Genomic DNA, 22,818 nt, shown 5'->3' with positions numbered 1-22,818 from the left:
CTCCAGCCTAGTCGCAGCGGCTGTGGCACCGTGTGAGCCGTGCGTTGTCGCGGTGTCGTCCTACTGGTGGTGGGCCTGGTGCTGAGCGCTTGCGGGGGCAGCGGAGACGGTGGGGTCACCGCCTCGCCCACCCGGAACTCGCCCGGCCCTGAGACCTCGCAGAGCCGGTCCGCCGCGCCCACGAGGACCACTCCCCAGCCCGAGGCTCCGGTGGTGGTCCTCGACCCCGGCCACAACGGCGGCAACGCGACGGCACTCGCCGAGATCAACCGGCAGGTACCGGCGGGGCGAGGGCGGATGAAGCCGTGCAACACCACCGGCACCGCCACCGACAGCGGCTACCCCGAGCACGCGTTCAACCTCGACGTCGCGAGACGGGTGGGCGACGCGCTCTCGGCGCAGGCCGTGCGGGTGGTCTACACGCGCGAGGACGACGACGGCGTCGGCCCGTGCGTCGACCGGCGCGCTGCGATCGGCAACGAGGCGCTCGCGGACGCCGTGGTGTCGATCCACGCGGACGGCTCGTCGGCACAGGGCAGCGGCTTCCACGTCGCCTACTCGGATCCGCCGCTCAACGAGGCGCAGGGCGAGCCTGCGCAACGCCTGGCCGGTGCGGTGCTCGCGAGCCTGGCGGCGGAGTTCCCCGTGGCCGACTACATCGGCGAGGGCGGCCTCTCCGGCCGGGACGACCTGGCCGGGCTGAACCTCTCCGAGCGGCCCGCCGTGCTCGTCGAATGCGGCAACATGCGCAACGCGAACGAGGCAGCGGTGATGTCGACCCCGGAGGGCCGCCAGCGCTACGCCGACGCGATCACGGCGGGAATCCTGACCTACCTGCGGCGGTAGCGGAGCCTCGTCAGTCGATCGGGCGGGCGCCGAGGTGGTCGGAGAGGAGCTTGTGGGCGATGGCTTCCGGGTCCGCCGGTTCCGGGGCGGGAGCGGCCGGGGGGCCGCCCGCGTCGGGGCCCGCCGGGTAGGGGTCGTCCTCGTCTTCCGGCTCCGGCGGCAGCGGGATGTCCGGCTCGGTCGTGGCAGGAACCGCCCGGCGCGGCGGCTCCGCCGCAGGCGGCCGCTGGAAGGAGCGCTGCTGCTCCGCCGAGGTCTGCCGCTGAGAGGGCTGAGAGGGCTGAGGGGGTTGCGGCGCCTGGCGCGCGGGCGCGGCCGGCGCCTGCCTGGCCGGTGCGGCCGCCGCGCTCGCCTGCACGGCACCGGCGTGGACACAGCGCACCGTCCACTGGCCCGACATCACCTGACCGAGCGCGGTCGCGATGCAGTCGGCGTTGCGGGGCTCCGAAAGGCGCCGGGCGAGCGGCTCCGCGGAGTGGGTGAGCACCACGGTGGAGCCCTCGACGCTGTGCACCGTGGCGTTGGTAAGCATGGCCTCCGTGCTGCGGCTGAGCTTGCGGACCGCGGCAAGCAGCTGCGGCCAGTACTGGCGCAGCGCTGCGGCGTCGATCTGACCCGGCTCCGACCCGGCGACGGGCGCGGCCTCGGCGACCGGTTCCGCCCGCGCGGCGGGCGCCGACGCCGGTTTCGGCGCCGGAGCGGGCACTTCGCGGGCCCGAGCGGGGGACTCGCCGGCCGGAGCGGGGGACTCGCCGACCGGAGCGGGGGACACGGCACGCTGCGACGGCCGCTCGAAGGTCCGTTCCGGAGGCGGAGCGGCGGCGGGCTCAGCGGCCGGGGCGGGGCCACCCGCGGTGAACCGGCGCTCCAGCCGTTCGAGCCGCTGCAGCATGGCGGCCTCGTCCCCGGCGACCTCCGGAAGCAGCATCCGCGCGCACAGCAGCTCGAGCAGCAGCCGGGGCGCCGTGGCCCCCCGCATCTCGAGGAGTCCATTGTGGATGATCTCGGCGTACCGCGTGAGCGTGCCGGGCTGCATGCGCTCAGCCTGCGCGACCATCCGGTTCAGCTGCTCCTCCGGCGCCGACACCATGCCCGCGCTCGCCGCGTCGGGCACCGAGCGCAGCAGAATGAGGTCGCGCAGCCGGTCGAGCAGGTCGGTCGCGAACCGGCGCGGGTCGTGGCCGGCCTCGGCGAGCTGGTCGACCGTGCTGAACACGGCCTTGTGGTCGTCGGCTGACAGCGCGTCCACCATCGCGTCGATGAGCGCGACGTCGGTGACGCCGAGCAGCGACACCGCGCGCGCGTAGGTGACGCCCTCGGGTCCCGCACCGGCGAGCAGCTGGTCGAGCACCGACTGGGTGTCTCGAGCGGAGCCGCCACCGGCCCTGATCACCAGCGGGTAGACGGCGGGTTCCACCTGCACGCCCTCGGCCGCGACGTTGCGCTCCAGCAGCTCACGCATCGAGCTCGGCGGGATGAGCCGGAACGGGTAGTGGTGCGTCCGCGAGCGGATGGTGGGCAGCACCTTGTCCGGCTCGGTGGTCGCGAAGATGAAGATCAGGTGCTCCGGCGGCTCCTCCACGATCTTCAGCAGGGCGTTGAAGCCCTGCGTGGTGACCATGTGCGCCTCGTCGATGATGAACACCCGGTAGCGGGACTCCGCGGGCGCGTAGAACGCACGGTCGCGCAGCTCACGCGCGTCGTCCACACCACCGTGGCTAGCGGCGTCGAGCTCGGTGACGTCGACGCTGCCCGGCCCCTCCGGGGCGAGCGCGAGGCACGGGCCGCACTTGCCGCACGGGTCCGGTGTCGGGCCCTCGACGCAGTTGAGCGAGCGCGCCATGATGCGCGCGCTGGAGGTCTTCCCGCAGCCACGCGGCCCCGAGAACAGGTAGGCGTGGTTGATCCGGCCTGCCGCGAGCGCGGTGCGCAGGGGCTCGGTGACGTGGTCCTGCCCGACCACCTCGGCGAAGGTTGCCGGCCGGTACTTGCGGTACAGCGCGAGAGCCACGAGGCGAGGGTACCGGCAGTCTCCGACACCGGGGCCGCCCGGCCGTCCGGGGACAAAAGGGGACCCCCGCACCCGTCAGAGCCTGCTTATCCTTGCTGCCTTCCGGCCCTGGGGAGGTTCACAGGGTGGACGCCGCGGGGGTCCGTCGCCCAGTCTAGGCGACGCCTCCGCTGGACGCCGACACGGGGAGTGCCGCCGTGAACCCGGTGGCTCCCGGCTCGCTGCTCACGCCCACGTTCCCGTGGTGGGGCGGCCACCACGGGGCGACGATCGCGAGCCCGGCGGGATGCGGGGTTCTCCGCCGGGACACCGGCGCGCCCGGCGGGCCGGACCGACCGTGGCCCCGCCGGGCCGAACCGAGTGGGTCTACGCCGGGAGGTCGAACTGGCCGGCCTTGACGGCGATCAGGAAGGCCTCCCACTCGCGCGTGTTGAAGACGAACACCGGGCTGTCGGCGAGCTTGGTATCCCGCACTCCGACCTTGTCCGCTCCCAGGTTGACCTCGACACAGCTGCCACCGTTGGGCTCGCTCGCGAACGACTTCTGCCAGCCGGCGGCGTCGAACATGCTCACGGCCGTGGCGGGGTCGTAATAATCCGCTTGAGCGGCGTAATCGGCCATGGCGTTACCTCCGTGCCCGGTCGAAGGACATCGGCGAAGGAGTGCGCAAGGTCACACCTTTCTCGATGCCCCAGAGTCGATCCCCACCGGCCGATGCCGCCATTCGTGCGATGTTCGGCCGAGCTGGTCGACAGCGTGATTAATCTGAGACTAGGATTATTACTATCCATAGGGGCCGCGCCCGGCGCAATCCGGGGGCCGTCTCATGAGAGATCGGCAACACAGGCAAGACCGGGGATGGAGCACGACATGGCCGTACGACTGGACCTGGAACCGAGGGGTGTCGAGCGGGCCGGTCCTGCGAAAGACGACGACCTGCCCCCCTCCGAACAGCCCGCCCGCCGGTTCGATCTCGGCTTCGTCCGCGTGTGGCCGCCCCGCCCGCTCCGGCTCCTCGAACCGAACTTTTCGGTGCGCTACTGCCGCGTCTGACGGTTCAGCTCCTCGCGGTAGTGCTCGGCGAGCTCCTTGAAGAACTGCCGCGTCTCCTGCCGCTCCAACGCCGCGCCGCGCAGGCGGTCCCACGAGTCCACGAAGATCTGGAAGTCCTTGACGTCGTCGAGGTAGATCCCGCCGGCCGAGTGCTCGATGTAGACGAAGTCCCGGGTGCGGTCGGGGAACCGCATGATCGTGAAGTCGTTGGGCACCGAGGCCAGCTTCGCGTCGAACGGCAGCACGTGCAGGTAGACCCTCGCCCGCTTCTCCAGCTCGAGCATGTGCTCCAGCTGGTCCAGCATCACGGCCGGTGACCGGCCGCCGGGAGCCCTGCGCAGCGCCGACTCGCTGAGGATGAAGCGGTAGTACGGCGGCTGCTGCTGGTCGAAGACTGCCTTGCGGTCGAGCCGGTTGCGAACCAGTGATGTGACGTCCGTCGCTCCGAACTCGGTGAACTGCTTGAGCATGTAGTGCTCGGACTGCAGCGGCCCGGGAATGCGCTCGCCGTGCCACGTCATGATCTCCGCGGCGGCGGGCTCCAGGTCCGTGAACGTGCGGAACCAGTGCGGCACAACGGATCGGTAACCGGACCAGTGCCCGCGCTGCCCGGCCGCGGCCCGCGCGAGGTTGAGCAGGGTGTCGGCCTCCTCGCCCGCGATGCCGAACGCGTCGAGCATCGCCCGGACGTCGCCGAGCTTGACCCCGACGGCTCCCGACTCGATCTTGTTGACCTTGCCCTGGGTACAACCGAGGATCTCGGCCACGCGCTGCTGCGTGAGGCCCGCGGCGTTGCGCGCGTGCCGCAGCTCGTTGCCGAGCTGCTTTCTTCGGGAGGTGACGGTACTGGCCATGGCGCCTCGACGTTACCGTTTTCGGCGCCCAACTCGAAATCGCCTCTCCGGCGTAGGGTGCAGGTCATGACCAAGAAGGCGAGCATCGGCGTCACCGGCCTCGCGGTGATGGGCCGGAACCTGGCACGGAACCTGGCCCGGCACGGGCACACCGTCGCGCTGCACAACCGTTCGGAGCAACGCACCCGCGAGCTGGTGGAGCAGTTCGGCTCCGAGGGTGAATTCATCCCGGCGCACTCGGCGAGGGAGTTCGTCGACGCGCTGGAGCGGCCACGGCAGGTGGTCGTGATGGTCAAGGCCGGTGCGCCCACGGACGCCGTGATCGACGAGTTCGCCGAGCTGCTGGAGCCCGGTGACGTGATCGTCGACGCCGGCAACGCGCACTTCGCCGACACCCGCAGGCGCGAGGCGGCGCTGCGTGAGCGCGGGCTGCACTTCGTCGGCACCGGCGTCTCCGGCGGCGAGGAGGGCGCGCTGCACGGGCCGAGCATCATGCCGGGCGGCTCGAAGGAGTCCTACGAGTCGCTGGGCCCGCTGCTGGAGGACATCGCGGCCAAGGTCGACGGCACGCCATGCTGCGCCCACATCGGACCCGACGGCGCCGGGCACTTCGTGAAGATGGTGCACAACGGCATCGAGTACGCCGACATGCAGCTGATCGCCGAGTCCTTCGACCTCCTGCGCGGCGCGCTCGGCTACGAGCCCGCACAGATCGCGGAGATCTTCCGCACCTGGAACACCGGGCGGCTCGACTCGTACCTCATCGAGATCACCGCCGAGGTGCTCGCCCACACCGACGCCGCCACCGGCAAGCCGTTCGTCGACGTGGTGCTCGACCAGGCCGAGCAGAAGGGAACCGGCCGCTGGACGGTCCAAATCGGACTCGACCTCGGCATCCCGATCACCGGCATCGCGGAGGCGACGTTCGCGCGTTCCCTTTCCGGCCACGCGAACCTGCGCGCCGCGACCAAGGGGCTCGCCGGACCGTCGCGCACGCCGCTGTCGGGCAGCGACGCCGAGCGCTTCGCCGACGACGTGGAGCAGGCGCTGTACGCGTCGAAGGTCGTCGCCTACGCGCAGGGCTTCAACCAGATCCAGGCGGGCAGCGCCGAGTACGGCTGGAACGTCGACCTCGGCTCGGTCGCCTCGCTGTGGCGAGGCGGCTGCATCATCCGCGCGAAGTTCCTCGACGACATCCGCGCCGCCTTCGAGGCCGAGCCAGGGCTGCCGACGCTGCTCACGAGCGGCGACTTCCGCAAGGCCGTCGAGGACGCGCAGGACGCGTGGCGCTCGGTGGTCTCGACCGCGGTGTGTCTCGGCATCCCGACGCCGGGCTTCTCCACGGCGCTGGCGTACTACGACGGGCTGCGGGCCGACCGCCTGCCCGCGGCGCTCGTCCAGGGCCAGCGGGACTACTTCGGCGCCCACACCTACCGCCGAGTCGATCGTGAGGGCTCCTTCCACACCGAGTGGGCCACCGGCGCCCGCCCGGAGCGCCCGGCCTGATCCTCCCCCAACCGCAGTGAAGGCCACCTTCCCTGCGTTGAACGCAGGGAAGGTGGCCTTCACTGCAGCCGGGGCCGAGGGGGTGGCTCACTCGAAGGGCAGGCCCACGTAGTTCTCGGCCAGGCTGGTCGCGGCTGCGGTGGACGACGCCGTGTACCGCAGCTGCGACAGCTGGAGCCGGCGCTGGAACGCGTCGGCGTTCGGGTCGGTGTGCAGCATCGACGTCATGTACCAGGAGAAGTGCTCGGCCCGCCAGACACGGCGCAGGCAGCGGTCCGAGTAGGACAACGCGAGCTCGCCGTCCTTGTCCCGCAACAGTGCCTTAAGCGCACGGGAGAGGTTGCGTACGTCGGCGATCGCGAGGTTCATGCCCTTGGCGCCGGTCGGCGGCACGATGTGCGCGGCGTCGCCCGCGAGGAACAACCTGCCGTACTGCATGGGCTCCACCACGAAGCTGCGCATCGGCGTGATGCTCTTCTCCAGCACCGGTCCCTCGCGCAGCGAGAAGCCCTCGTTCGTCTCCAGCCGCTGTTCCAGCTCTGCCCAGATCCGGTCGTCGGACCAGTTCTCGATCCGCTCGGCGGGATCGACCTGGAGGTAGAGCCGGGTGATCTCCGGCGAGCGCATGCTGTGCAGAGCGAAACCGCGCTCGTGGTGGGTGTAGATCAGCTCCTCGTGCGAGGGCGGCGTCCGCGCGAGCACGCCGAGCCAGGCGAACGGGTACTGGTGGTCGTAGGCGGTCAGCTCGGCGGCCGGGATCGACGGCCTCGACACGCCGTGGAAGCCGTCGCAGCCCGCGATCACGGCGCAGTTCAGTTCGCGCGCGTTGCCATCGGCGTCACGGTAGGTCACGCGCGGCGACTCGGTGTCGAGGTCGTGCAGTTCCACATCGGACACCTCGAACTCGATGGGCAGCCCCTTGCCGACGTGCGCCGCGATGAGGTCCTTGACGATCTCCTGCTGGCCGTAGACGGTGATCGCCTTGCCGGTGAGCGCGGTGAGGTCGATGCGGTGGTCGGCGCCGTCGAAGCGCAGCGACAGCCCGTGGTGCGGAAGCCCCTCGGCCGCCATCCGATCGCCGACGCCGAGCTCGCGCAGCAGCTCGACGGTCGGTTGCTCGCACACGCCTGCCCGCACCCGCTTCTCCACGTACTCGCGGCTGCGCGCCTCGAGCACCACCGCGTCGATGCCCTCGAGGTGCAGCAGGTACGACAGGACCAGGCCGGCCGGTCCCGCTCCGATGATGCCCACCTGGGTGTCCGTCACCGATGCCTCCACGTCGTCATTGCCGTTGCCGCGACCAAGCGTGCGCCGTGCACCCGGCTCGGAACCACCAGGGCTTCCATTGAGCGGAAGCCTTTCAAAGGGTCTCCCAGTGCGCGCCGCCCGAGACCCGAACCGCCCTCGGCGCCCCGAGCGCCCGCGAGATGCCCCTCGCCGCCGCCCGGACGGCGGGCACGAGCGTGCGCGGATCGGTGCCCTCCGACGGCACGACGATCGACAACGCGGCCACCACGGTGTCCTGCTCGCCGTAGACGGGAGCCGCGACCGACAGCACCTCCGGCTCGATCTGCCCGTCGCTGATCGCATAACCGTCGCGGCGGACGTTGGCGAGCACGCGGCGCAGCTCGGCCGGCGACGCGATCGTCCTCGGCGAGAAGCGCTTGAGCGGCGAGGCGAGCACCCGTTCCTGCCACTCCGGCACGGCGAAGGCGAGCAGCACCAGCCCGACACCCGTGGCGTGCACGGGCAGCCTGCCCCCGACCCGCGACTGGATCCTGACCGCGTTGCGGCCGGAGATCCGCTCCACGTACACGACCTCGGACCCGTCGAGCACCGCGAGTTGCACATGCTGGTGGGTGGCCTCGTAGAGGTCCTCGAGGAACGGCATCGCGCTCTCCCGCAGCCCCGCCCCGTGCGGGGCGAGCGAGGCGACCTCCCACAGCCACAGGCCGATGCGGTACCGGCCGTCGGCGTCGCGTTCGAGGGCACCGCGCTCGGTGAGCTCGCGCACCAGCCGGTGTGTGGTCGAAAGCGGCAGCCCCGCACGGCGGCTCAACTCGGACAGGGTGAGGACTGGGTGCTCGGCACTGAAGGCGTCGAGCACGCCGAGCACACGACCGACCACTGTCGGTGAGACCCCTGCGTTGTGCCGCACACCCTCAGCCAACTTCGTCGGGCTCGCCGATGCAACCGCGCGGCAGGGGCCGGAACTGGTTAGCTTGGCGCCGAGGGTGATCAATGAACGGAGTGTCCGGTGGCCGGAGTCTCGGGCCGGCGGCGGGTTCGCCGGTTCCTATCCACTTGGCGGCACCCCGCGCGGATCGTGGTGCTGGCGTTCGCGGGCGTGGTGGCGTTGGGCACCGTGCTGCTCATGCTGCCCGCAGCGGCTGAGAACGGCACGCGCACGGATTTCGTCACAGCGCTGTTCACCGCCACCTCCGCTACCTGCGTGACGGGCCTCGCCGTCGTGGACACGCCCACCTACTGGTCGGCGTTCGGCGAGCTGGTGATCCTCGGCCTCATCCAGGCGGGTGGCCTCGGCATCATGACCATCGCCTCGCTGCTCGGTCTGCTGGTTTCGCGCCGGTTCGGGCTGCGGATGCAGCTCACGGCGCAGGCCGAGACGAAGGCGCTCGACCTCGGCGATGTGCGGCGCGTCGTGCGCGGTGTCGTGCTCGTGAGCCTGACGTTCGAGCTCGTGACCAGCCTCGTGCTCGCCGCGCGGTTCGCGATCGGCTACGACTACGGCCCGGGCAGGGCGCTCTACCACGGCGTCTTCCACGCGGTGTCGGCTTTCAACAACGCCGGATTCGCGCTCTACACCGACAGCCTCACCCGGTTCGCCACCGACGCGTGGATCTGCGTACCGATTTCCATCGCGGTGCTGGCCGGCGGGCTGGGCTTCCCGGTGTGGCTGGAGATCTGGCGACACCGGCGCCGGGAGCGAGGCAGGCGGCGCTGGTCGCTGCACACCAAGATCACGGTGCTCACCTCGGGGCTGCTGCTGCTCGTCGGGTTCGTCGTGATCACGATCGCCGAATGGAACAACCCGGAGACACTCGGCCGGTTCGGCCCCGGTGGCAAACTGATCGCGGGCTTCTTCCACGGCGTCATGCCGCGGACGGCCGGCTTCAACAGCGTCGATGTCGGCCAGCTGGAGTCCGGAACACTGCTCGTCAACAGCATTCTCATGTTCATCGGTGGCGGCAGCGCGGGCACCGCCGGCGGCATCAAGGTGACCACGTTCGCGTTGCTGGCGTTCGTGATCTACGCCGAGATCCGCGGTGAGCCCTCCGTTCACGTCATGGGCCGCAGGCTCGCGGCCAGCACGCAGCGGCAGGCGCTCGCCGTCGCGCTGCTCAGCGTCGGCGCCGTCGTGGCGGGCACGCTGGTCCTGCTCACGCTCACCCAGTACCGGCTGGAAGTCGTACTCTTCGAGGTGATCTCGGCGTTCGCCACCGTGGGGATGTCGACCGGAATCACCGCGGACGTGGGCTCGGCAGGCCATCTGGTGCTCGTGCTGCTGATGTTCCTCGGCCGCGTGGGGCCGATCACCCTCGCCTCGGCACTCGCCCTGCGCGAACGGTCGCGGCGCTACGAACTACCGGAAGAGAGGCCCATCGTTGGCTAACCGCAACCAGGGTCGCCGCGTCGTCGTCATCGGGCTCGGCCGGTTCGGCAGCTCGCTGGCGATGGAGCTCGTCAGGGGCGGCTGCGAGGTGCTCGGCATCGACAGCGACCCCAAGCTGGTGCAGAAGCACGCCGACGAGCTCACCCACGCCGCCGTGGCCGACACCACCGATGTCGACGCCATGACGCAGCTCGGCGTGCCCGAGTTCGAGCGCGCCGTGGTGGGCATCGGCACCGAGGTCGAGGCGAGCATCCTCACGACGTCACTGCTCGCGGACTTCGGCATCCCGCACATCTGGGCCAAGGCGGTCAGCCGCCAGCACGGGCGCATCCTCGAACGCGTCGGCGCCCACCATGTCGTGCTGCCGGAGCACGACATGGGCGAGCGCGTCGCGCACCTGGTGACCGGGCGGATGCTGGACTACATCGAGTTCGAGGACGACTACGCGATCGTGAAGACGACCGCTCCGGCGGAGGCGCTCGGCAAACCGCTCGGGGAGACGAGGCTGCGCAGCAAGTACGGCGTCACCGTGGTCGGGATCAAGCGGCCCGGCAGCGAGTTCACCTACGCCACGCCGGAGACGGTCATCCACCCGCACGACATCCTCGTGGTCGCGGGCCGCCGCGACGAGGTGGAGACGTTCGCGGACCTGACCTGATGGCTACCCCCACACCTTCGCGGCCGTCTCCACGATCCGCTCCAGCTTGCGGATCTCCTGCTCCTCCGTGAGGTCGTTGCCCTCCTCCGTGGAGGAGAACCCGCACTGCGGCGAGAGGCACAGCTGGTCGATGTCGACGAACTTCGCCGCCTGCTCGATGCGCCGCTCCAGCGACTCCATCGGCTCCAGCTCGCCGCGTTTGGTGGTCACCAGGCCCAGCACCACGTACTTGCCCTTCGGCACGAACCGCAACGGCTCGAAGCCGCCGGAGCGCTCGTCGTCGAACTCCAGGAAGTAGCCGTCCACGTTCAGCTCGTTGAACAGCGCCTCGGCGACGAAGTCGTAGCTGCCCTCCGCCGCCCACGACGAGCGGAAGTTGCCCCGGCACAGGTGCGTCGTGATCGTCATGCCCTCCGGTTTGCCCGCGATGGCCGCGTTCATCGTCTTGATGTTGCGCAGGTGCAGGGTTTCCGGGTCGCCGCCCATGCGCGCGACCAGCTCACGCTGCTTGGGGTCGTTGAGGTAGGCGAGGCTGGTGTCGTCGAGCTGGAGGTAGGTGCAGCCGAGCTCGCCGACGCCTTTGACCTGTGCCGCGTAGGCGTTGCCGAGGTCGGCGAAGAAGTCCTCCAGGTCGGGGTAGACGTGCTCGTCGACGGCGTGCCTGCCGCCGCGGTAGTAGACCATGCTGGGCGAGGGGATGGTCAGCTTCGGCGTCACCCCGGGGTCCACAATGGACTTCAGGTACGAGAAGTGCTCGCCGAAGATCGTCCCGCTCAGGCCGACCTTGCCGTCCACCTGCAGGCCAGGCGGGCTGAACTCCAGGTCCCCCGCGGCGTTGTGGAACTTGACGTGCAGGCGCTCGTCGCTCTGCGAGATGCCGTCGAGCTGATAGATGAAGTCCATGTGCCACGAGGCGCGCCGGAACTCCCCGTCGGTGGCGGACCGCAGGCCCACCTTGCGCTGGAGGTCGACGACGCGGCGGATGGCGTCGTCCTCGACGGCCTTGAGTTCGTCGCGAGTGATGGCGCCCCGCGCGGCCTGTTCGCGAGCGCGGTGCAACTCGGCGGGCCGCAACAGGCTGCCTACGTGGTCGGCGCGAAACGGAGGTGTCGAACGCTGACTCATTGCCGAATCCTCACACGTCGTGCCGACCCCATCAACAGCCGAACAGCCCCCTTTCCGGCAGATGGAATCCCGCCCGCGGTGAAGGCCACCAGCGCTGCGTGGGATCGAACGCAGCGGCGGGCGCAGCGAAGGTGGCCTTCACCGCATCAGGTCAGCCTCCCTGGTGGGGAGCCTGGTAGTCCTTGGCCTCCGGAGACTCGAAGAGCGGCTTGACGTACTTCATGCCGCCCGGCACCGACGCGTCCGGCTGCGCGACGTACACCTGCCTCGTCGCCGGTGCGCCCGGCTGCGAGAAGTCCAGCTTCGCCACGAGGTCGCCCGTGTCGGCGGACGTGGTCTCCTGCAGCGCCTTGTGGATGCCGGCCCGCGTGAGGTCCTTGTTCTCACAGGCCTTGCGCAGCACCGCACCCCACACCTCGGCAACGGCGTAGCCGTACGGCACGCCCGCGTTCGGCGGCTCGCTGTAGCCAGCCTTCTCGTACTTGCCCGCGACCTCCTTCATCTTCGGGATGTCGGCGGAGAAGGGCACGCTGCTCGCCACCACGTACAGCTTGTCGAGCGCGCCCGCGGCGGGGCTGTCGTGCAGCAGCGGGTCGAACGTCGGGTTGTTGCCCAGGATCGGCACGTTGAGCCCGAGCGCCTCGTTCGCTGCGGCGACCGAACCGGTCTGGGTCGGCGTGGTGGTCAGCAGGATCGCCTTAACCCCCTCACCCTTGAATCCGGTGACGATGTTGGTGAGGTCGTTGTCGCTGGAGGTGATCTTGACCTCGCGCAGGTTCAGGTCGTGCTGCTGCGCGTAGTGCCGCGCGCCGCGCAGGCCGTTGGCGCCGTACTCGCCGTCGATGTAGATGTGCCCGACCGTGTCGCCGTCCTTGATCTTGCCCTGCTCCTGCAGGTAGGAGAGGCCGTCGATCATCTCGACGTCGTACGTCGTGCCCACCACCATCACGTAGGGGTTGCCGAGCAGCTCTGACGACCAGGACGCGGGCGTCACGGTCGCCTCGTCGGACTCGAGGTCGCTGCTCAGCGCCGCCATGATCGGCGAGCCGACGACCTGGACGAACCCGGCGACCTTGGGCTCGATCTGCGGGTAGAGGGTCTTCGCGGTGTCGGCCTTGTACCCGTGGTCGACGATCTCCAGTTTGATCTGCCTACCGCACACGCCGCCGGAGGCGTTGACGTCCTTCACCCACAGCTCGTTGCCGTGCGTGATGCCCGTCGAGAGGTTCTTGAACGGACCTGTCTGGTCGGTCATGACGCCGAGCGTGATCTCGGAGTCGGTCACGCCGACCCCGGCCTGCACACCGCCCGCGCCCTCTCCGGTCTCCTCCGATCCGCCGCCCTTGGTGCCGCAGGCGGCCACTGCCAGCGCCGAGGCGCACGCCAACGCGAGTATTCGCTTCATGTGCCTTTCCTTTCCCGCTGTTTCCCACTCAGGCGACCGGCGATCCTGCGGCCGATCGCGGCGAGTCCCCCGGGCTCGAAGAGCACGACGAGGATGATCGCCGCGCCGTAGACGAAAGAACTGATCAAGATGGGCGTGAACGCGTGCTCGCCGGTACCCGTGGACCAGCCGAGCTCGGTCGAGTAGAGGGCGAGCACCTGCGGCAGGCCGTTCACGAGCAGCGCGCCGACGAGCGCGCCGGGAACGGAGCCGAGGCCGCCGATGATGATCATGGCGAGGTAGGCGATCGACACGTTGATCCCGTAGGTGCCGAACTCGCTCTCGTCGGGCTTGAGCAGGTCGAACCAGAGCACCGTCATCACGCCGGCGAGCCCGGCGTAGGCGGAGGACACCGCGAACGCACCCGCTTTGGCCCGCCAGACGCTCACGCCCATCACCGCGGCCGAGGGCTCGTTGTCCCGCACCGCGCGCCACGCGCGACCGACGCGGCCGCCGACCGCGCCGCGCGCCAGCAGGAACGCGATGACGGTGAGGGCGAGGAACAGGTACCAGACCCGTTCGGTCGCGCGGATGGGCACACCGAGGATCTCCAGGTCGCCTTCGTTGGAGAACGGGAAGCCGAACAGTGAGAACTCGGCGGGCGGGCGGCCCGTGGAGGTGCCGCCGGTGAGGTTCTCGGCGGCCTGCCCGAAGTACAGCCCGAGGAACACCAGTGCGAGAGAGGCCACGCCGAGGTAGATGCCGCGCAACCGGCCCGCGACGGGAGCGAAGGCGAGGCCGAGCAACGCGCAGATCGCGATCGCGCCGAGGAGGGCCAGCAGCGGGTCGAGGCCGAAGCCCACTAGTTCCGGATCTCCGGTCGGTCCCGCCAGCACCGTGTACGCCGTGCCACCGGCGAGCAGGAAGAACGCGTGCGCGAGCGACAGCTGACCCGCCTGGCCGGTGAGCAGCGTCAGCCCGATCGCGCCGACGGCGCCGACCATCATGTACTGGCCGGCCTTCAGCCATTCGGCCTCGAGGTAGAGCGGCAGAGCGAGCGCCAGGAGCAGGACCGCGAGCCACAGCGCCTTCCGGACCCACCACAGCGCGTCGCGGCGCGGCTTCGGGCTCGGTGCCCGCTCGGGCGCCTCGGGCGGCGTTTTGGTCGCGATGTCAGACACGGATGGTCTCCCTCGTCCCGAAGAGGCCGGACGGTCGCACCACGAGCACGACGAGCATCACCAGGAACACGGCGCTCTTGGCGAAGGCGAAGGACACGTAGTGGGTCGCGAGCGCGTCGACCAGCCCGACGGTGATGCCGCCGACCACGGCGCCGGCCGTGGAGTCGAGCCCACCGAGGATGGCCGCCGGGAAAGCGGCGAGCGCGATCGAGTGCGTGCCCCTGGAGAGGCCGGCTCCCGAGAAGTCCTGCGTGGCGATGAACAGCACGGCGACACCGGCAAGCAGCCCGGCGACGAGCCACGCGGTCGCCGTCACCCTCCCGCTGCGGATGCCCACGAGCGCGGCGGCCTCCTTGTTCTCCGCCTGGGCGCGCATCGCGATGCCCCAGTTCGAGTACCGGAACGCGAGGAAGAAGAGCGTGATCAGCACGGTCGCCACGACGAGTGCCACGAGGTGCGTGCGGAAGAGCGTGATGCCGCCGACCTGGACCGGCTGGGCGTCCCAGGCGTCGCCGATGAACGGCAACGAGACCCCGAGCCTTCGCACGATCTCCTCGGTGACGATCACGTCGACGCCGATGGTCAGCAGGGCGAGGCTGAACGGGTCGGCGAGTTTCGAGCGCGACAGCAGCAGCCGCTCGACCGCCAGGGCGAGCAGCCCGGCGCCGACAACGCCGACGATCGCGGCTCCGGCCCAGCCGATGCTCTCGCGCAGGGTCACGACGAGGTAGCCGCCGAACAGCACGAGGGAGCCGTGCGCGAAGTTGACCACCTCGGTCGCCTTGAAGATGATCACGAAGCCGAGGGCGAGCAGCGCGAACACGGCGCCCTTGCCGAGGCCGTTCACGATGAGCTGGACGAATGTCTCCACTAGCCGGCCTCCGCGTTCTCGCTGCCCAGGTAGGCCCTGATGACTTCGGGATCGGCCTGCACCTCGGCGGGAGTGCCGTCCGCGATGACCCGGCCGAAGTCGAGCACGGTCACGCGGTCGGCGATGCCCATCACCAGGCCCATGTCGTGCTCGACGAGAAGGATCGAGATGCCCAGCTCGTCGCGGATGTCGTGGATCGTGCTGGCCAGTTCGGCGGTCTCAGCCGCGTTCGTCCCGGCGGCCGGTTCGTCGAGCAACAGCAAGGACGGCTCGACGGCCAGAGCTCGCGCGAGGTCGACCCGTTTCACGATGCCGTAGGGCAGGGAGCCGACGGGCTGGTGCAGTTCCGCGCCGATGCCCAGGAAGGCGCAGATCTCGGCGGCACGCTCGGCGTGCTTGCGCTCCTCACGACGCGTCCAGGGCAGGCGAAGCCCGCAGGAGAGGAAGCCGCCGTGGGTGAGGGCGAACCGGCCGAGCATCACGTTGTCGAGCACCGTGGAGTGCGGCGACAGCGCGGCGTTCTGGAACGACCTGCCGATGCCCAGGCGGGCCAGCCGGTGCGGGCGAGTGTGGGACAGGTCGTGCTCGCCGAAGGTCACGCTGCCCTCGTTGGCGCGGTAAAGCCCGCTGATGACGTTGAAGCAGCTGGACTTCCCGGCGCCGTTCGGTCCGATGAGCGCGTGCAGCGAGCCCGGCTCGACGGTGAGGGATACGTCGTCGAGTGCGTAGAGCCCGCCGAAGCGGAGCGTCACGTCCCGCACGAGGAGTTCCGGCGCGGTCATCCGCCCCACCTCGACAACCGGCGAACGCCCGCGCGTTGCCTGCGCGCCTCCGCGACCTGCCGCTCGGCCGCGGCGTCCGATTCGGCGTGCCCGCCCAGGTAAAGCCGCTGTACGTCCTCGCTCGCCGACAGCTCGGCGGCGGTGCCCGCGAGGGCGATACCGCCCACCTCGAGCACCACGGCGTGGTCGGAGACGTCGAGCGCCATCACGGCGTTCTGCTCGACGAGGACCACAGCGGTGCCCTGCTCGTGGATCTCGCGGATGGTCGCGCCGATGCGTTGGACGATCCGGGGCGCGAGCCCGAGTGAGGGCTCGTCGAGCAGCAGCAGGCGGGGACCGGACATCAGCGCCCTGCCGATGGCGAGCATCTGCTGCTCGCCGCCGGAAAGCAGGCCCGCGCGCTGGCTCGCGCGTTCGGCGAGCACGGGGAACAGGTCGTGCACGCGCCGCTGGGCCTCCGCCCGCTTTGACGCGGGAGCACCGATCGCCCCGGCACGCAGGTTCTCGGCGACGGTCATCCTGGCGAAGACCTGCCTGCCCTCGGGGACGCCGACCACGCCGAGGCCGACGATCGCGGCGGGATCCAGCTGATCGATGCGGCGGTTGCCGTAGCGCACCTCGCCCCCGGCGACGGTGCCACGGTGCATCCGCAGCGTGCCGGAGATGGTCCGCAGGAGGGTGGACTTCCCGGCGCCGTTGCCGCCGAGCACGGCCAGCACGCCGTCGTCTGGCACGTCAAGGTCGACACCGTGCAGCGCGGCAACCGAACGGCCGTAACGGACCGTGAGGTCACGCACGGTTAACACGGCGTCTCCCGCTTCGGGGCGTCGTTGCCCATCAGGACCTCCGGTCGTGTGACTCAGGTCACTACCAGTGGCGGCTATCCTGCGTGGGCCGGTTTGAAACGCACACCCCCACTTGGAGAGGTAAACAGCAACGAACCGGATACGGCCTGGTCACAACAGGCCGGCTTCGCTTGCCTTCCCGATCGCCTCGACACGGTTGCGCGCACCGAGCTTGTGCAGCGCGGACTGCAGGTAGGTCTTGACGGTGTTGCGCGTCAGCCCGGTCGCCTGTGCGATCTCCGGGTTGGTCTTGCCCTGGGCGGCCAGGCGGAGCACCTCGTACTCACGGCGAGTGAGCCCGCTGCGGGCGAGCGCGTTGGACCGCTCGCCGTCGTCGGGCATGATCCGGGGGTCGACCACCCGCTCGCCGTGCAGCACCCTGCGCAACGCCGCGGCGAGATCGGTGCCCGCGACGTCCTTGAGCAACCCGCCGTTCGCGCCGGCCTCCAGGGCGGCGACCACACCCTGGTGATCGCCGTGCGCGGTGAAGACCACGATCTTGGCGCGCGGGTGCTCGCGCCGCAGCCCCGCGATCACCTCTGGCGCGAGCATGTCGGGCAACCGCAGGTCGAGCAGCACGAGGTCCGGGCACAGCTCGGCGACGCGCTCGATCGCCGCATGCCCGGACTCCGCGGAGCCGACGATCGCGAGCGACGGATCCGAGCGCAGCAGCATCGTGACGCCGTCGCGCACGACGGGGTGGTCGTCGACCACCAGGACCGTGGAACTCACCGCACCTCCCGTGCCCCGCGGGACACCCGTTCCCGGCCGGCACCGGCGCGCGGGGCTTCGCAATGGTCGCTCACCGTGCCTCCACGTCCGGCAGCCAGGCGCGCAGAGTGCACCCACCGTCCTCGTCCCGGACGAGGCTCACCCGGCCGCCCGCACGCACGGCCCGCTCCGCGAGCGACCGCACACCCATGCCGGTGCTGGCACCGGGCTCGGCGGGTTCTCCGGTGCCGTCGTCGGCGACCACCACCTGCACACCGCCGTCGCACGGGCCCAGACTCACCACCACCGAGAACGCCCTGGCGTGTTTCTCCACGTTGAGCAGGCCTTCCCGCACCACGGCGACGAGCAGCGCGGTGCGCTCGGCGTCCATTGGCGGCACGGGCGCCAGCTGGACGAACCGCGCCGGCACACCGGTACGCGCCTCGAACGACCGGGTGTACTCGGCGAGCTCGACCGGCAAGGCCCGTTCGGGCGTGGTGTCGGCGAGAGCGAGCAGCGACTCACGCAATGCGCTCGACGCGGCGGAGACGTCGGACTCCAGCCGCTGCAGCCGCACGTCGAGGGCCGGGTTGTCCCGGATCGCCTCGTGCAGGTCCCTGACCTGCACCCCGATCGAGAACAGCAGGGCACCGACGGAGTCGTGCAGCGCGCTCTGCATCCGCTGCCGCTCGGCCGTGACCGCGTCCGCCGTGCTCGACTCGGCCAGCCCCGCGAGGTGCAGCGCCGTGGCGGCCCGGTCGGCGATGCCTTCCAGCTTGAGCACGGCCGCGTCCCCGAAGTCGGCGGCCTTGCGCATCGCGGCGTAGGCGACGGCGACCGTCTTCTCCTTGTCCCCGAACCTGCTGATGATCGGCACCGCGAGCATCCCGCCGAGCCCTTCCCCGCGGACCTGGGCGTCGAACTGGTGTGTGATCGTGGGCGAGCTGACGTAGTCGCTCACGCGCACGGGCTGGCCGAGCGCGAGCACGCGACCACCGATGCCCTGGCCCACCGGCACGATCAGGTTGTGCAGCTGGTCGGTCCGGTTTCCGGCGAGCCACCGGATGACGGCCTGGTCGGGCCCGTCGAGGTCGGCGACGAACCCGAAGTCCGCGCCGAGCCGCTCCCGGATGAGCCGGGCGGTGCCGTGCAGGGCGACCACGCGGTCGAGCACGGTGAGCAGGCCGTCGCGCTCGCGAAGGAGCCCGTCGAGCGCATTGCTCTGCTCGACGACCCGCTCCCTCGCGTTCCGCTGCTCCGCAGCCACGAGGCAACTATATGTCTGAAACCACCTCCCGATGTCCTGTTACCGGGGGCCCACCTCGGGTATCCGGCTCACATGTTGAGGTCCATCGCGCGCGGACTCGCCGCAGGCGCCGCCGGGGTCACCGCGCTCAACGCCACCACCTACCTGGACATGGCGGTACGCGGCAGGCAGGCCAGCAGCACACCCGAGCGATCCGTCGAGAAGCTCGCGGCGACCGTCGGCGTACAGGTGCCCGGCAGGGGCGAGACACGACAGAGCCGGTTGTCGGGCCTGGGCTCCCTGCTGGGTGCGCTGACCGGTACGACGGTCGGTGCGGCCTACGGCGCCCTGCGCGGGCTCGGCTGGCGACCCCCGCTGCTGGTCGGCGCGCTCGCCGCCACAGGGGCGGCCATGGTCGCGGGGGCCGGGCCCATGACTGTCCTCGGCATCACGGACCCTCGCCGGTGGAGCGCCGACGACTGGCTCAGCGACGTGGTCCCACACGTGGCCTACGGCCTCGTCACCGCGGCCACCTTCCGCGCCACGGAGTAGGCACCCACACCCGTCAGCTCTGCCACGGAGTAGGCCCCCGTCAGCTGTCCAGCAGCAGTTCGTGCGCCGCCTCGACGATCGCCGTCGAGTCGATGCCCGCGTGCTGCCGCTGCTCCACCGGCGACGCCGACCCCGGCATCGCCAGCACGCCGAGCTTCGCCAGCCGGGGCACGCAGGTGACCCGGGTGAACGCGTCGAAGACCGCATCACCCAGCCCGCCCTGCGGCCAGTGGTCCTCCACGGTCAGAACGCGGCCCGTGTCCGCCGCCGCCTGCTGCAACGTGGCGACATCGACCGGTTTGACGGAGTACAGGTCGATCACCCGCACCGCGACGCCGAGGTCGGCGAGCCGGTCTGCGGCGAGCAGCGCCTCGTGCACCGTGACCCCTGCGGCCACGATCGTCAGTCGATCACCCGGCGACGACCTCAAGACCTTGCTGCCACCGACCGGGAACGATTCGGCCGGCCCGTACAGCACCGGCGTCTCCCCGCGGGTGGTGCGGAGATAGCTGACCCCGGAGAGGTCCGCCATCGCCGCCGTCAGGTGTGCAGTCTGGTTCGCATCGCACGGGTACAGCACCGTGCTCCGCCACAACGCGCGGAAGAACGCCAAGTCCTCGAGGCCCATCTGCGATGGGCCGTCGGGCCCGATCGAGACCCCGGCGTGCGAACCCACCACGCACAGCCTCGCTCCGCTGACCGTCGCCATGCGCAGGAAGTCCGCGGCCCGGCTCAGGAACGCAGCGAACGTCGCCACGTACGGCGTCCATCCCCGCACCTGCAGTCCGACCGCCGCCGCGACCATCTGCTGTTCGGCGATGTAGCACTGGATGAATCTCTCCGGTCGCACCTCCTCGAAGTACCTGCTGCGAGTGGAATCCCCGACCTCGCCGTCCAAAGCCACGACATCGGAGCGGGCCTTGCCGAGCGCCGCGAGGGTTTCGCCGAACGCGGTCCGGGTGCCACCTCGTCACCTTGCTCGTACTCCGGCAGCCGCAGCGACCCCGTGTCCGGCCTCAGCCGTTCGGGCTCCCCGTTCGGTGCCGTCACCTCGACCCGCATCGACCGCCTGCCACCGAGCTCCGCGATCGCCGCCTCGGCGTCCGGCACCGGTTTCCCGTGCTGCCCTTCCCTGTCCTCGACTGCCGCGACACCGCTGCCCTTTCGCGTACGGGCAAGGATCGCCGTGGGCCGGGAGGTGCCGATCGCCTCGGCGTAGGCACGATCGATCTGGTCGATGTCGTGGCCATCGATCTCGATCGTGTGCCAGCCGAACGACCCGATCCTTCGCGCATAGGCTTGCGTGTCCCAGCCGTGGCGGGTCGGCCCGCGTTGCCCGAGCCGGTTGACGTCCACGATCGCGACGAGGTTGCCGAGCCCGGCGTGGCCGGCGTGCTCGAACGCCTCCCACATCGATCCCTCGGCGAGCTCGCTGTCTCCGCACAGCACCCACACACGAAAGTCCCGCCGTTCGAGGTGCCGGCCCGAGATGGCGAGGCCGACGCCGATGGGCAGTCCCTGACCGAGCGACCCGGTCGCCACGTCGACCCACGGCAACTGCGGAGTCGGATGCCCTTCCAGCCTGCTGCCCGCCCTGCGGTAAGTCAGCAGCTCGTCGTCGGAGACGGCCCCCGCCGCGACGTACATCGCGTACAACAGCGGGGACGCATGCCCCTTCGAGAAGATCAGATGATCATTTCCCGGATTCTGGGTTTCCGCGAAGTCGTACCGCAGGTGTCTGCCCAGCAGCACCGCCATCAGGTCCGCCGCCGACATCGACGACGTGGGATGCCCGGAGCCGGCCGCCGCAGCGGCCCTCACCGCGTCCACGCGAAGTTGCCGGCCGAGCTCAGTCAACTGCTCCACGTCGAGGGTCGTCGCCGCCATGGCCCGCGAGTACCCGAGCCGACGGAGCGAAAACGCCACCGGAGCCGGGCCAAGTTTTGCACCGGCCTAGACAGCAGCCCTCCTCACGGAGAGGCTGAAGCTTCCGACGTCTCAGCGAGGAGACGAGCCATGCCTCACGCCAACGGTCACGACATCGACCCGACCTTCTACCGCAGCCCAGCTGACGCCATCGCGGCACCGCCCGAGCGCCTCGCCTACGTCGTCGCGTTCGACCGAACGGCGGAACGACCGGACGCACTCACCGTGGTGGACACCGACCCGCACTCCGATACGTACGGCGAAATCGTCGGCTGGGCCGACCTGCCCACACGGGGTGACGAGCTACACCACTTCGGCTGGAATGCCTGCAGCAGTGCGTTCGCGCACGCAGGCCACCATACGGACGGACTGGAACGCCGCTATCTCCTCCTTCCCGGTCTCCGCTCGTCCAACATCCACGTTTTCGACACGAAACCCGACCCCCGGCAACCGGCACTCGTACGCACGGTTGAAGCCGGCGAGCTCGCCAACAAGGCCGGCTATTCCCGGCCGCACACCCTGCACTGCGGCCCCGACGGCATCTTCCTGTCATGCCTTGGTGGCGCCAACGGGGCCGACGGCCCCGGCGGGATCGCGCTGCTCGACCACGACACCTTCGATGTGTTGCGCGCCTGGGAAACGGATCGCGGCCCTCAGTACCTGGCCTACGACGCATGGTGGCATCTCAATCAGAACATCGCCATCACCTCCGAATGGGGCACGCCGTCGATGATCGAAGACGGCATCAACCCGGATCTGCTGCTGGGCAACAAGTACGGCCACTGTCTGCATTTCTGGGACCTCGCCAAGGGCAGTCATATCCAGCAGGTCGACCTCGGCGCGCAACACCAGATGGTGCTGGAGCTGCGTCCCTCGCACGATCCCGAGGCGACGTGGGGCTTCGTCGGCGTGGTCGTCAGTACCGAAGACCTATCGGCATCCGTCTGGCGGTGGTACCTCGACGGCGCCACCTGGCGTGCCGACAAGGTGATCACAATCCCGGCGGAACCGGCTGACCCCGAACTGCTCCCGCCGGCGCTGAAGCCCTTCGGCGCAGTGCCACCGCTCGTCTCGGACATCAACCTGTCCGTGGACGACCGCTTCCTCTACGTGTCGTGCTGGGGCACGGGCGAGCTGAAACAGTACGACGTCAGCGACCCCACGAACCCGCGCGAGGCCGGGTCCGTCCGGCTCGGCGGCATCGTCGGACGCGTTCCGCATCCGTCCGCAAAGGACGAGTCGCTCGCGGGCGGTCCACAGATGGTGGAGGTCAGCCGTGACGGACAGCGGATCTACGTGACCAACTCGCTGTATGGTTCGTGGGATGACCAGTTCTACCCGGATGGTGTCGGCGCCTGGTTCGCCAAGATCGACACCGATCCGGACAGCGGCGGTGGCTTGACCATCGATGACCGGTTCTTCCCACACGGCAACGAGTTCCGCGGCCTGCGCGCACATCAGGTGCGGCTACAGGGCGGCGACGCGTCGTCAGACTCCTACTGCTTCCGCTGACCACGAACTCAGGGAGGAACGATTCGCTCGCAGCACCCGGGCGACATCGGAACACGACACGGGCACGAGCCGTCGCCTACTTCCCAGTGAGTCATCTTCACCTCCCCTTAAAGCAATGACT

The 22,818-nt window shown here is 70.1% G+C and carries 20 protein-coding genes, 1 other RNA gene and 1 pseudogene; 7 read left to right on the top strand and 15 right to left on the bottom strand.

What is annotated here, in order from left to right:
* The first annotated feature begins 39 nt into the window (after positions 1-39).
* A complete protein-coding gene (locus tag FCN18_RS17700) occupies positions 40-846 on the top strand; it encodes an N-acetylmuramoyl-L-alanine amidase (RefSeq protein ID WP_228714021.1) in 807 nt (268 codons plus the stop codon).
* Positions 847-856: 10 nt separating this feature from the next.
* Here FCN18_RS17700 and FCN18_RS17695 read toward each other — a convergent pair whose 3' ends face one another.
* The 3 genes from FCN18_RS17695 to FCN18_RS17685 all read right to left on the bottom strand — a co-directional run bounded on the left by FCN18_RS17695 (position 857) and on the right by FCN18_RS17685 (position 3,478).
* Positions 857-2,857: a DNA polymerase III subunit gamma and tau gene (locus tag FCN18_RS17695; protein WP_137095647.1), complete on the bottom strand. Its 2,001-nt coding sequence runs from the start codon at positions 2,855-2,857 to the stop codon at positions 857-859.
* Positions 2,858-2,907: 50 nt separating this feature from the next.
* An RNA gene (gene ffs, locus FCN18_RS17690) (signal recognition particle sRNA small type) lies at positions 2,908-3,006 on the bottom strand.
* Between the two features lie 217 nt (positions 3,007-3,223).
* Positions 3,224-3,478 (bottom strand): DUF397 domain-containing protein, encoded by a 255-nt coding sequence (locus tag FCN18_RS17685; protein ID WP_112265062.1) that lies wholly within the window; start codon positions 3,476-3,478, stop codon positions 3,224-3,226.
* A 249-nt stretch (positions 3,479-3,727) separates the two neighbouring features.
* On the opposite strand from FCN18_RS17685, the gene FCN18_RS17680 reads away from it, so the two are divergent.
* Positions 3,728-3,910: a hypothetical protein gene (locus tag FCN18_RS17680; protein WP_137095646.1), complete on the top strand. Its 183-nt coding sequence runs from the start codon at positions 3,728-3,730 to the stop codon at positions 3,908-3,910.
* On the opposite strand, the gene FCN18_RS17675 is transcribed toward FCN18_RS17680, so the two are convergent.
* Positions 3,895-4,764 carry a helix-turn-helix domain-containing protein gene (locus FCN18_RS17675; protein ID WP_112265064.1) on the bottom strand — a complete coding sequence of 290 codons (870 nt, stop codon included), beginning with the start codon at positions 4,762-4,764 and terminating at the stop codon, positions 3,895-3,897. The two genes, FCN18_RS17680 and FCN18_RS17675, sit on opposite strands and share 16 nt — an antisense overlap.
* A 66-nt stretch (positions 4,765-4,830) precedes the next feature.
* Here FCN18_RS17675 and gndA point away from each other — a divergent pair, with 66 nt between their 5' ends.
* Positions 4,831-6,270 (top strand): NADP-dependent phosphogluconate dehydrogenase, encoded by a 1,440-nt coding sequence (gndA, locus tag FCN18_RS17670; RefSeq protein ID WP_137095645.1) that lies wholly within the window; start codon positions 4,831-4,833, stop codon positions 6,268-6,270.
* A gap of 87 nt (positions 6,271-6,357) precedes the next feature.
* Here the strand turns inward: gndA and FCN18_RS17665 are convergent, their stop codons facing one another.
* Positions 6,358-7,536, bottom strand: coding sequence for a 4-hydroxybenzoate 3-monooxygenase (locus tag FCN18_RS17665; protein ID WP_112265066.1), 1,179 nt, complete (start codon positions 7,534-7,536; stop codon positions 6,358-6,360).
* Positions 7,537-7,630: 94 nt separating this feature from the next.
* Positions 7,631-8,428 (bottom strand): IclR family transcriptional regulator, encoded by a 798-nt coding sequence (locus tag FCN18_RS17660; protein ID WP_137095644.1) that lies wholly within the window; start codon positions 8,426-8,428, stop codon positions 7,631-7,633.
* A gap of 99 nt (positions 8,429-8,527) precedes the next feature.
* On the opposite strand from FCN18_RS17660, the gene FCN18_RS17655 reads away from it, so the two are divergent.
* Positions 8,528-9,904: a TrkH family potassium uptake protein gene (locus FCN18_RS17655; RefSeq protein ID WP_456107164.1), complete on the top strand. Its 1,377-nt coding sequence runs from the start codon at positions 8,528-8,530 to the stop codon at positions 9,902-9,904.
* Entirely contained in the window at positions 9,897-10,562 is a 666-nt protein-coding gene (locus tag FCN18_RS17650) for a potassium channel family protein (protein ID WP_112265068.1), read from the top strand. The genes FCN18_RS17655 and FCN18_RS17650 overlap by 8 nt, the downstream gene beginning before the upstream one ends.
* A 3-nt stretch (positions 10,563-10,565) precedes the next feature.
* On the opposite strand, the gene FCN18_RS17645 is transcribed toward FCN18_RS17650, so the two are convergent.
* From FCN18_RS17645 to FCN18_RS17610, 8 genes are all read right to left on the bottom strand, one after another.
* Entirely contained in the window at positions 10,566-11,687 is a 1,122-nt protein-coding gene (locus tag FCN18_RS17645) for a 5-methyltetrahydropteroyltriglutamate--homocysteine S-methyltransferase (RefSeq protein WP_112265069.1), read from the bottom strand.
* 151 nt (positions 11,688-11,838) lie between these two features.
* Positions 11,839-13,092, bottom strand: a complete 1,254-nt coding sequence (locus FCN18_RS17640) for an ABC transporter substrate-binding protein (protein WP_112265071.1) — start codon at positions 13,090-13,092, stop codon at positions 11,839-11,841.
* A complete protein-coding gene (locus FCN18_RS17635; RefSeq protein WP_113641289.1) occupies positions 13,089-14,252 on the bottom strand; it encodes a branched-chain amino acid ABC transporter permease in 1,164 nt (387 codons plus the stop codon). Before FCN18_RS17635 ends, FCN18_RS17640 begins: the two co-directional genes overlap by 4 nt.
* A complete protein-coding gene (locus tag FCN18_RS17630) occupies positions 14,245-15,123 on the bottom strand; it encodes a branched-chain amino acid ABC transporter permease (RefSeq protein ID WP_112265073.1) in 879 nt (292 codons plus the stop codon). The genes FCN18_RS17635 and FCN18_RS17630 overlap by 8 nt, the downstream gene beginning before the upstream one ends.
* Entirely contained in the window at positions 15,123-15,905 is a 783-nt protein-coding gene (locus tag FCN18_RS17625; RefSeq protein WP_112265075.1) for an ABC transporter ATP-binding protein, read from the bottom strand. The genes FCN18_RS17630 and FCN18_RS17625 overlap by 1 nt, the downstream gene beginning before the upstream one ends.
* On the bottom strand, positions 15,902-16,711 hold the full coding sequence (locus FCN18_RS17620) for an ABC transporter ATP-binding protein (protein WP_112265077.1): 810 nt from the start codon (positions 16,709-16,711) through the stop codon (positions 15,902-15,904). The genes FCN18_RS17625 and FCN18_RS17620 overlap by 4 nt, the downstream gene beginning before the upstream one ends.
* Positions 16,712-16,861: 150 nt before the next feature.
* The gene (locus FCN18_RS17615) at positions 16,862-17,482 is read right to left on the bottom strand and encodes a response regulator (RefSeq protein ID WP_112265079.1); all 621 of its coding nucleotides are present in this window, start codon (positions 17,480-17,482) and stop codon (positions 16,862-16,864) included.
* Positions 17,483-17,552: 70 nt separating this feature from the next.
* Complete coding sequence (locus FCN18_RS17610) at positions 17,553-18,728, bottom strand: GAF domain-containing sensor histidine kinase (RefSeq protein ID WP_112265081.1); 1,176 nt, start codon at positions 18,726-18,728, stop codon at positions 17,553-17,555.
* A gap of 72 nt (positions 18,729-18,800) precedes the next feature.
* On the opposite strand from FCN18_RS17610, the gene FCN18_RS17605 reads away from it, so the two are divergent.
* On the top strand, positions 18,801-19,259 hold the full coding sequence (locus FCN18_RS17605; RefSeq protein WP_112265083.1) for a hypothetical protein: 459 nt from the start codon (positions 18,801-18,803) through the stop codon (positions 19,257-19,259).
* 40 nt (positions 19,260-19,299) lie between these two features.
* On the opposite strand, the pseudogene FCN18_RS17600 reads toward FCN18_RS17605, so the two are convergent.
* Positions 19,300-21,146, bottom strand: a pseudogene (locus FCN18_RS17600) (transketolase).
* 129 nt (positions 21,147-21,275) lie between these two features.
* Here FCN18_RS17600 and FCN18_RS17595 point away from each other — a divergent pair.
* Complete coding sequence (locus FCN18_RS17595) at positions 21,276-22,697, top strand: selenium-binding family protein (protein WP_112265087.1); 1,422 nt, start codon at positions 21,276-21,278, stop codon at positions 22,695-22,697.
* The last annotated feature ends 121 nt before the right edge of the window (positions 22,698-22,818 follow it).

It is taken from the genome of Prauserella endophytica (assembly GCF_005146945.1).
GTDB classification, from domain to species: Bacteria; Actinomycetota; Actinomycetes; order Mycobacteriales; family Pseudonocardiaceae; genus Prauserella_A; species Prauserella_A endophytica.
This window is presented reverse-complemented; position numbering and strand designations above follow the sequence as displayed.

What these genes read in the sequence shown, in the direction of transcription:
- gndA (WP_137095645.1), top strand. Translation starts at nt 4,831, where the DNA reads ATGACCAAGAAGGCGAGCATCGGCGTCACCGGCCTCGCGGTGATGGGC.
- FCN18_RS17645 (WP_112265069.1), bottom strand. Translation starts at nt 11,687, where the DNA reads ATGAGTCAGCGTTCGACACCTCCGTTTCGCGCCGACCACGTAGGCAGC.
- FCN18_RS17640 (WP_112265071.1), bottom strand. Translation starts at nt 13,092, where the DNA reads ATGAAGCGAATACTCGCGTTGGCGTGCGCCTCGGCGCTGGCAGTGGCC.
- FCN18_RS17685 (WP_112265062.1), bottom strand. Translation starts at nt 3,478, where the DNA reads ATGGCCGATTACGCCGCTCAAGCGGATTATTACGACCCCGCCACGGCC.
- FCN18_RS17675 (WP_112265064.1), bottom strand. Translation starts at nt 4,764, where the DNA reads ATGGCCAGTACCGTCACCTCCCGAAGAAAGCAGCTCGGCAACGAGCTG.
- FCN18_RS17595 (WP_112265087.1), top strand. Translation starts at nt 21,276, where the DNA reads ATGCCTCACGCCAACGGTCACGACATCGACCCGACCTTCTACCGCAGC.
- FCN18_RS17605 (WP_112265083.1), top strand. Translation starts at nt 18,801, where the DNA reads ATGTTGAGGTCCATCGCGCGCGGACTCGCCGCAGGCGCCGCCGGGGTC.
- FCN18_RS17680 (WP_137095646.1), top strand. Translation starts at nt 3,728, where the DNA reads ATGGCCGTACGACTGGACCTGGAACCGAGGGGTGTCGAGCGGGCCGGT.
- FCN18_RS17625 (WP_112265075.1), bottom strand. Translation starts at nt 15,905, where the DNA reads ATGACCGCGCCGGAACTCCTCGTGCGGGACGTGACGCTCCGCTTCGGC.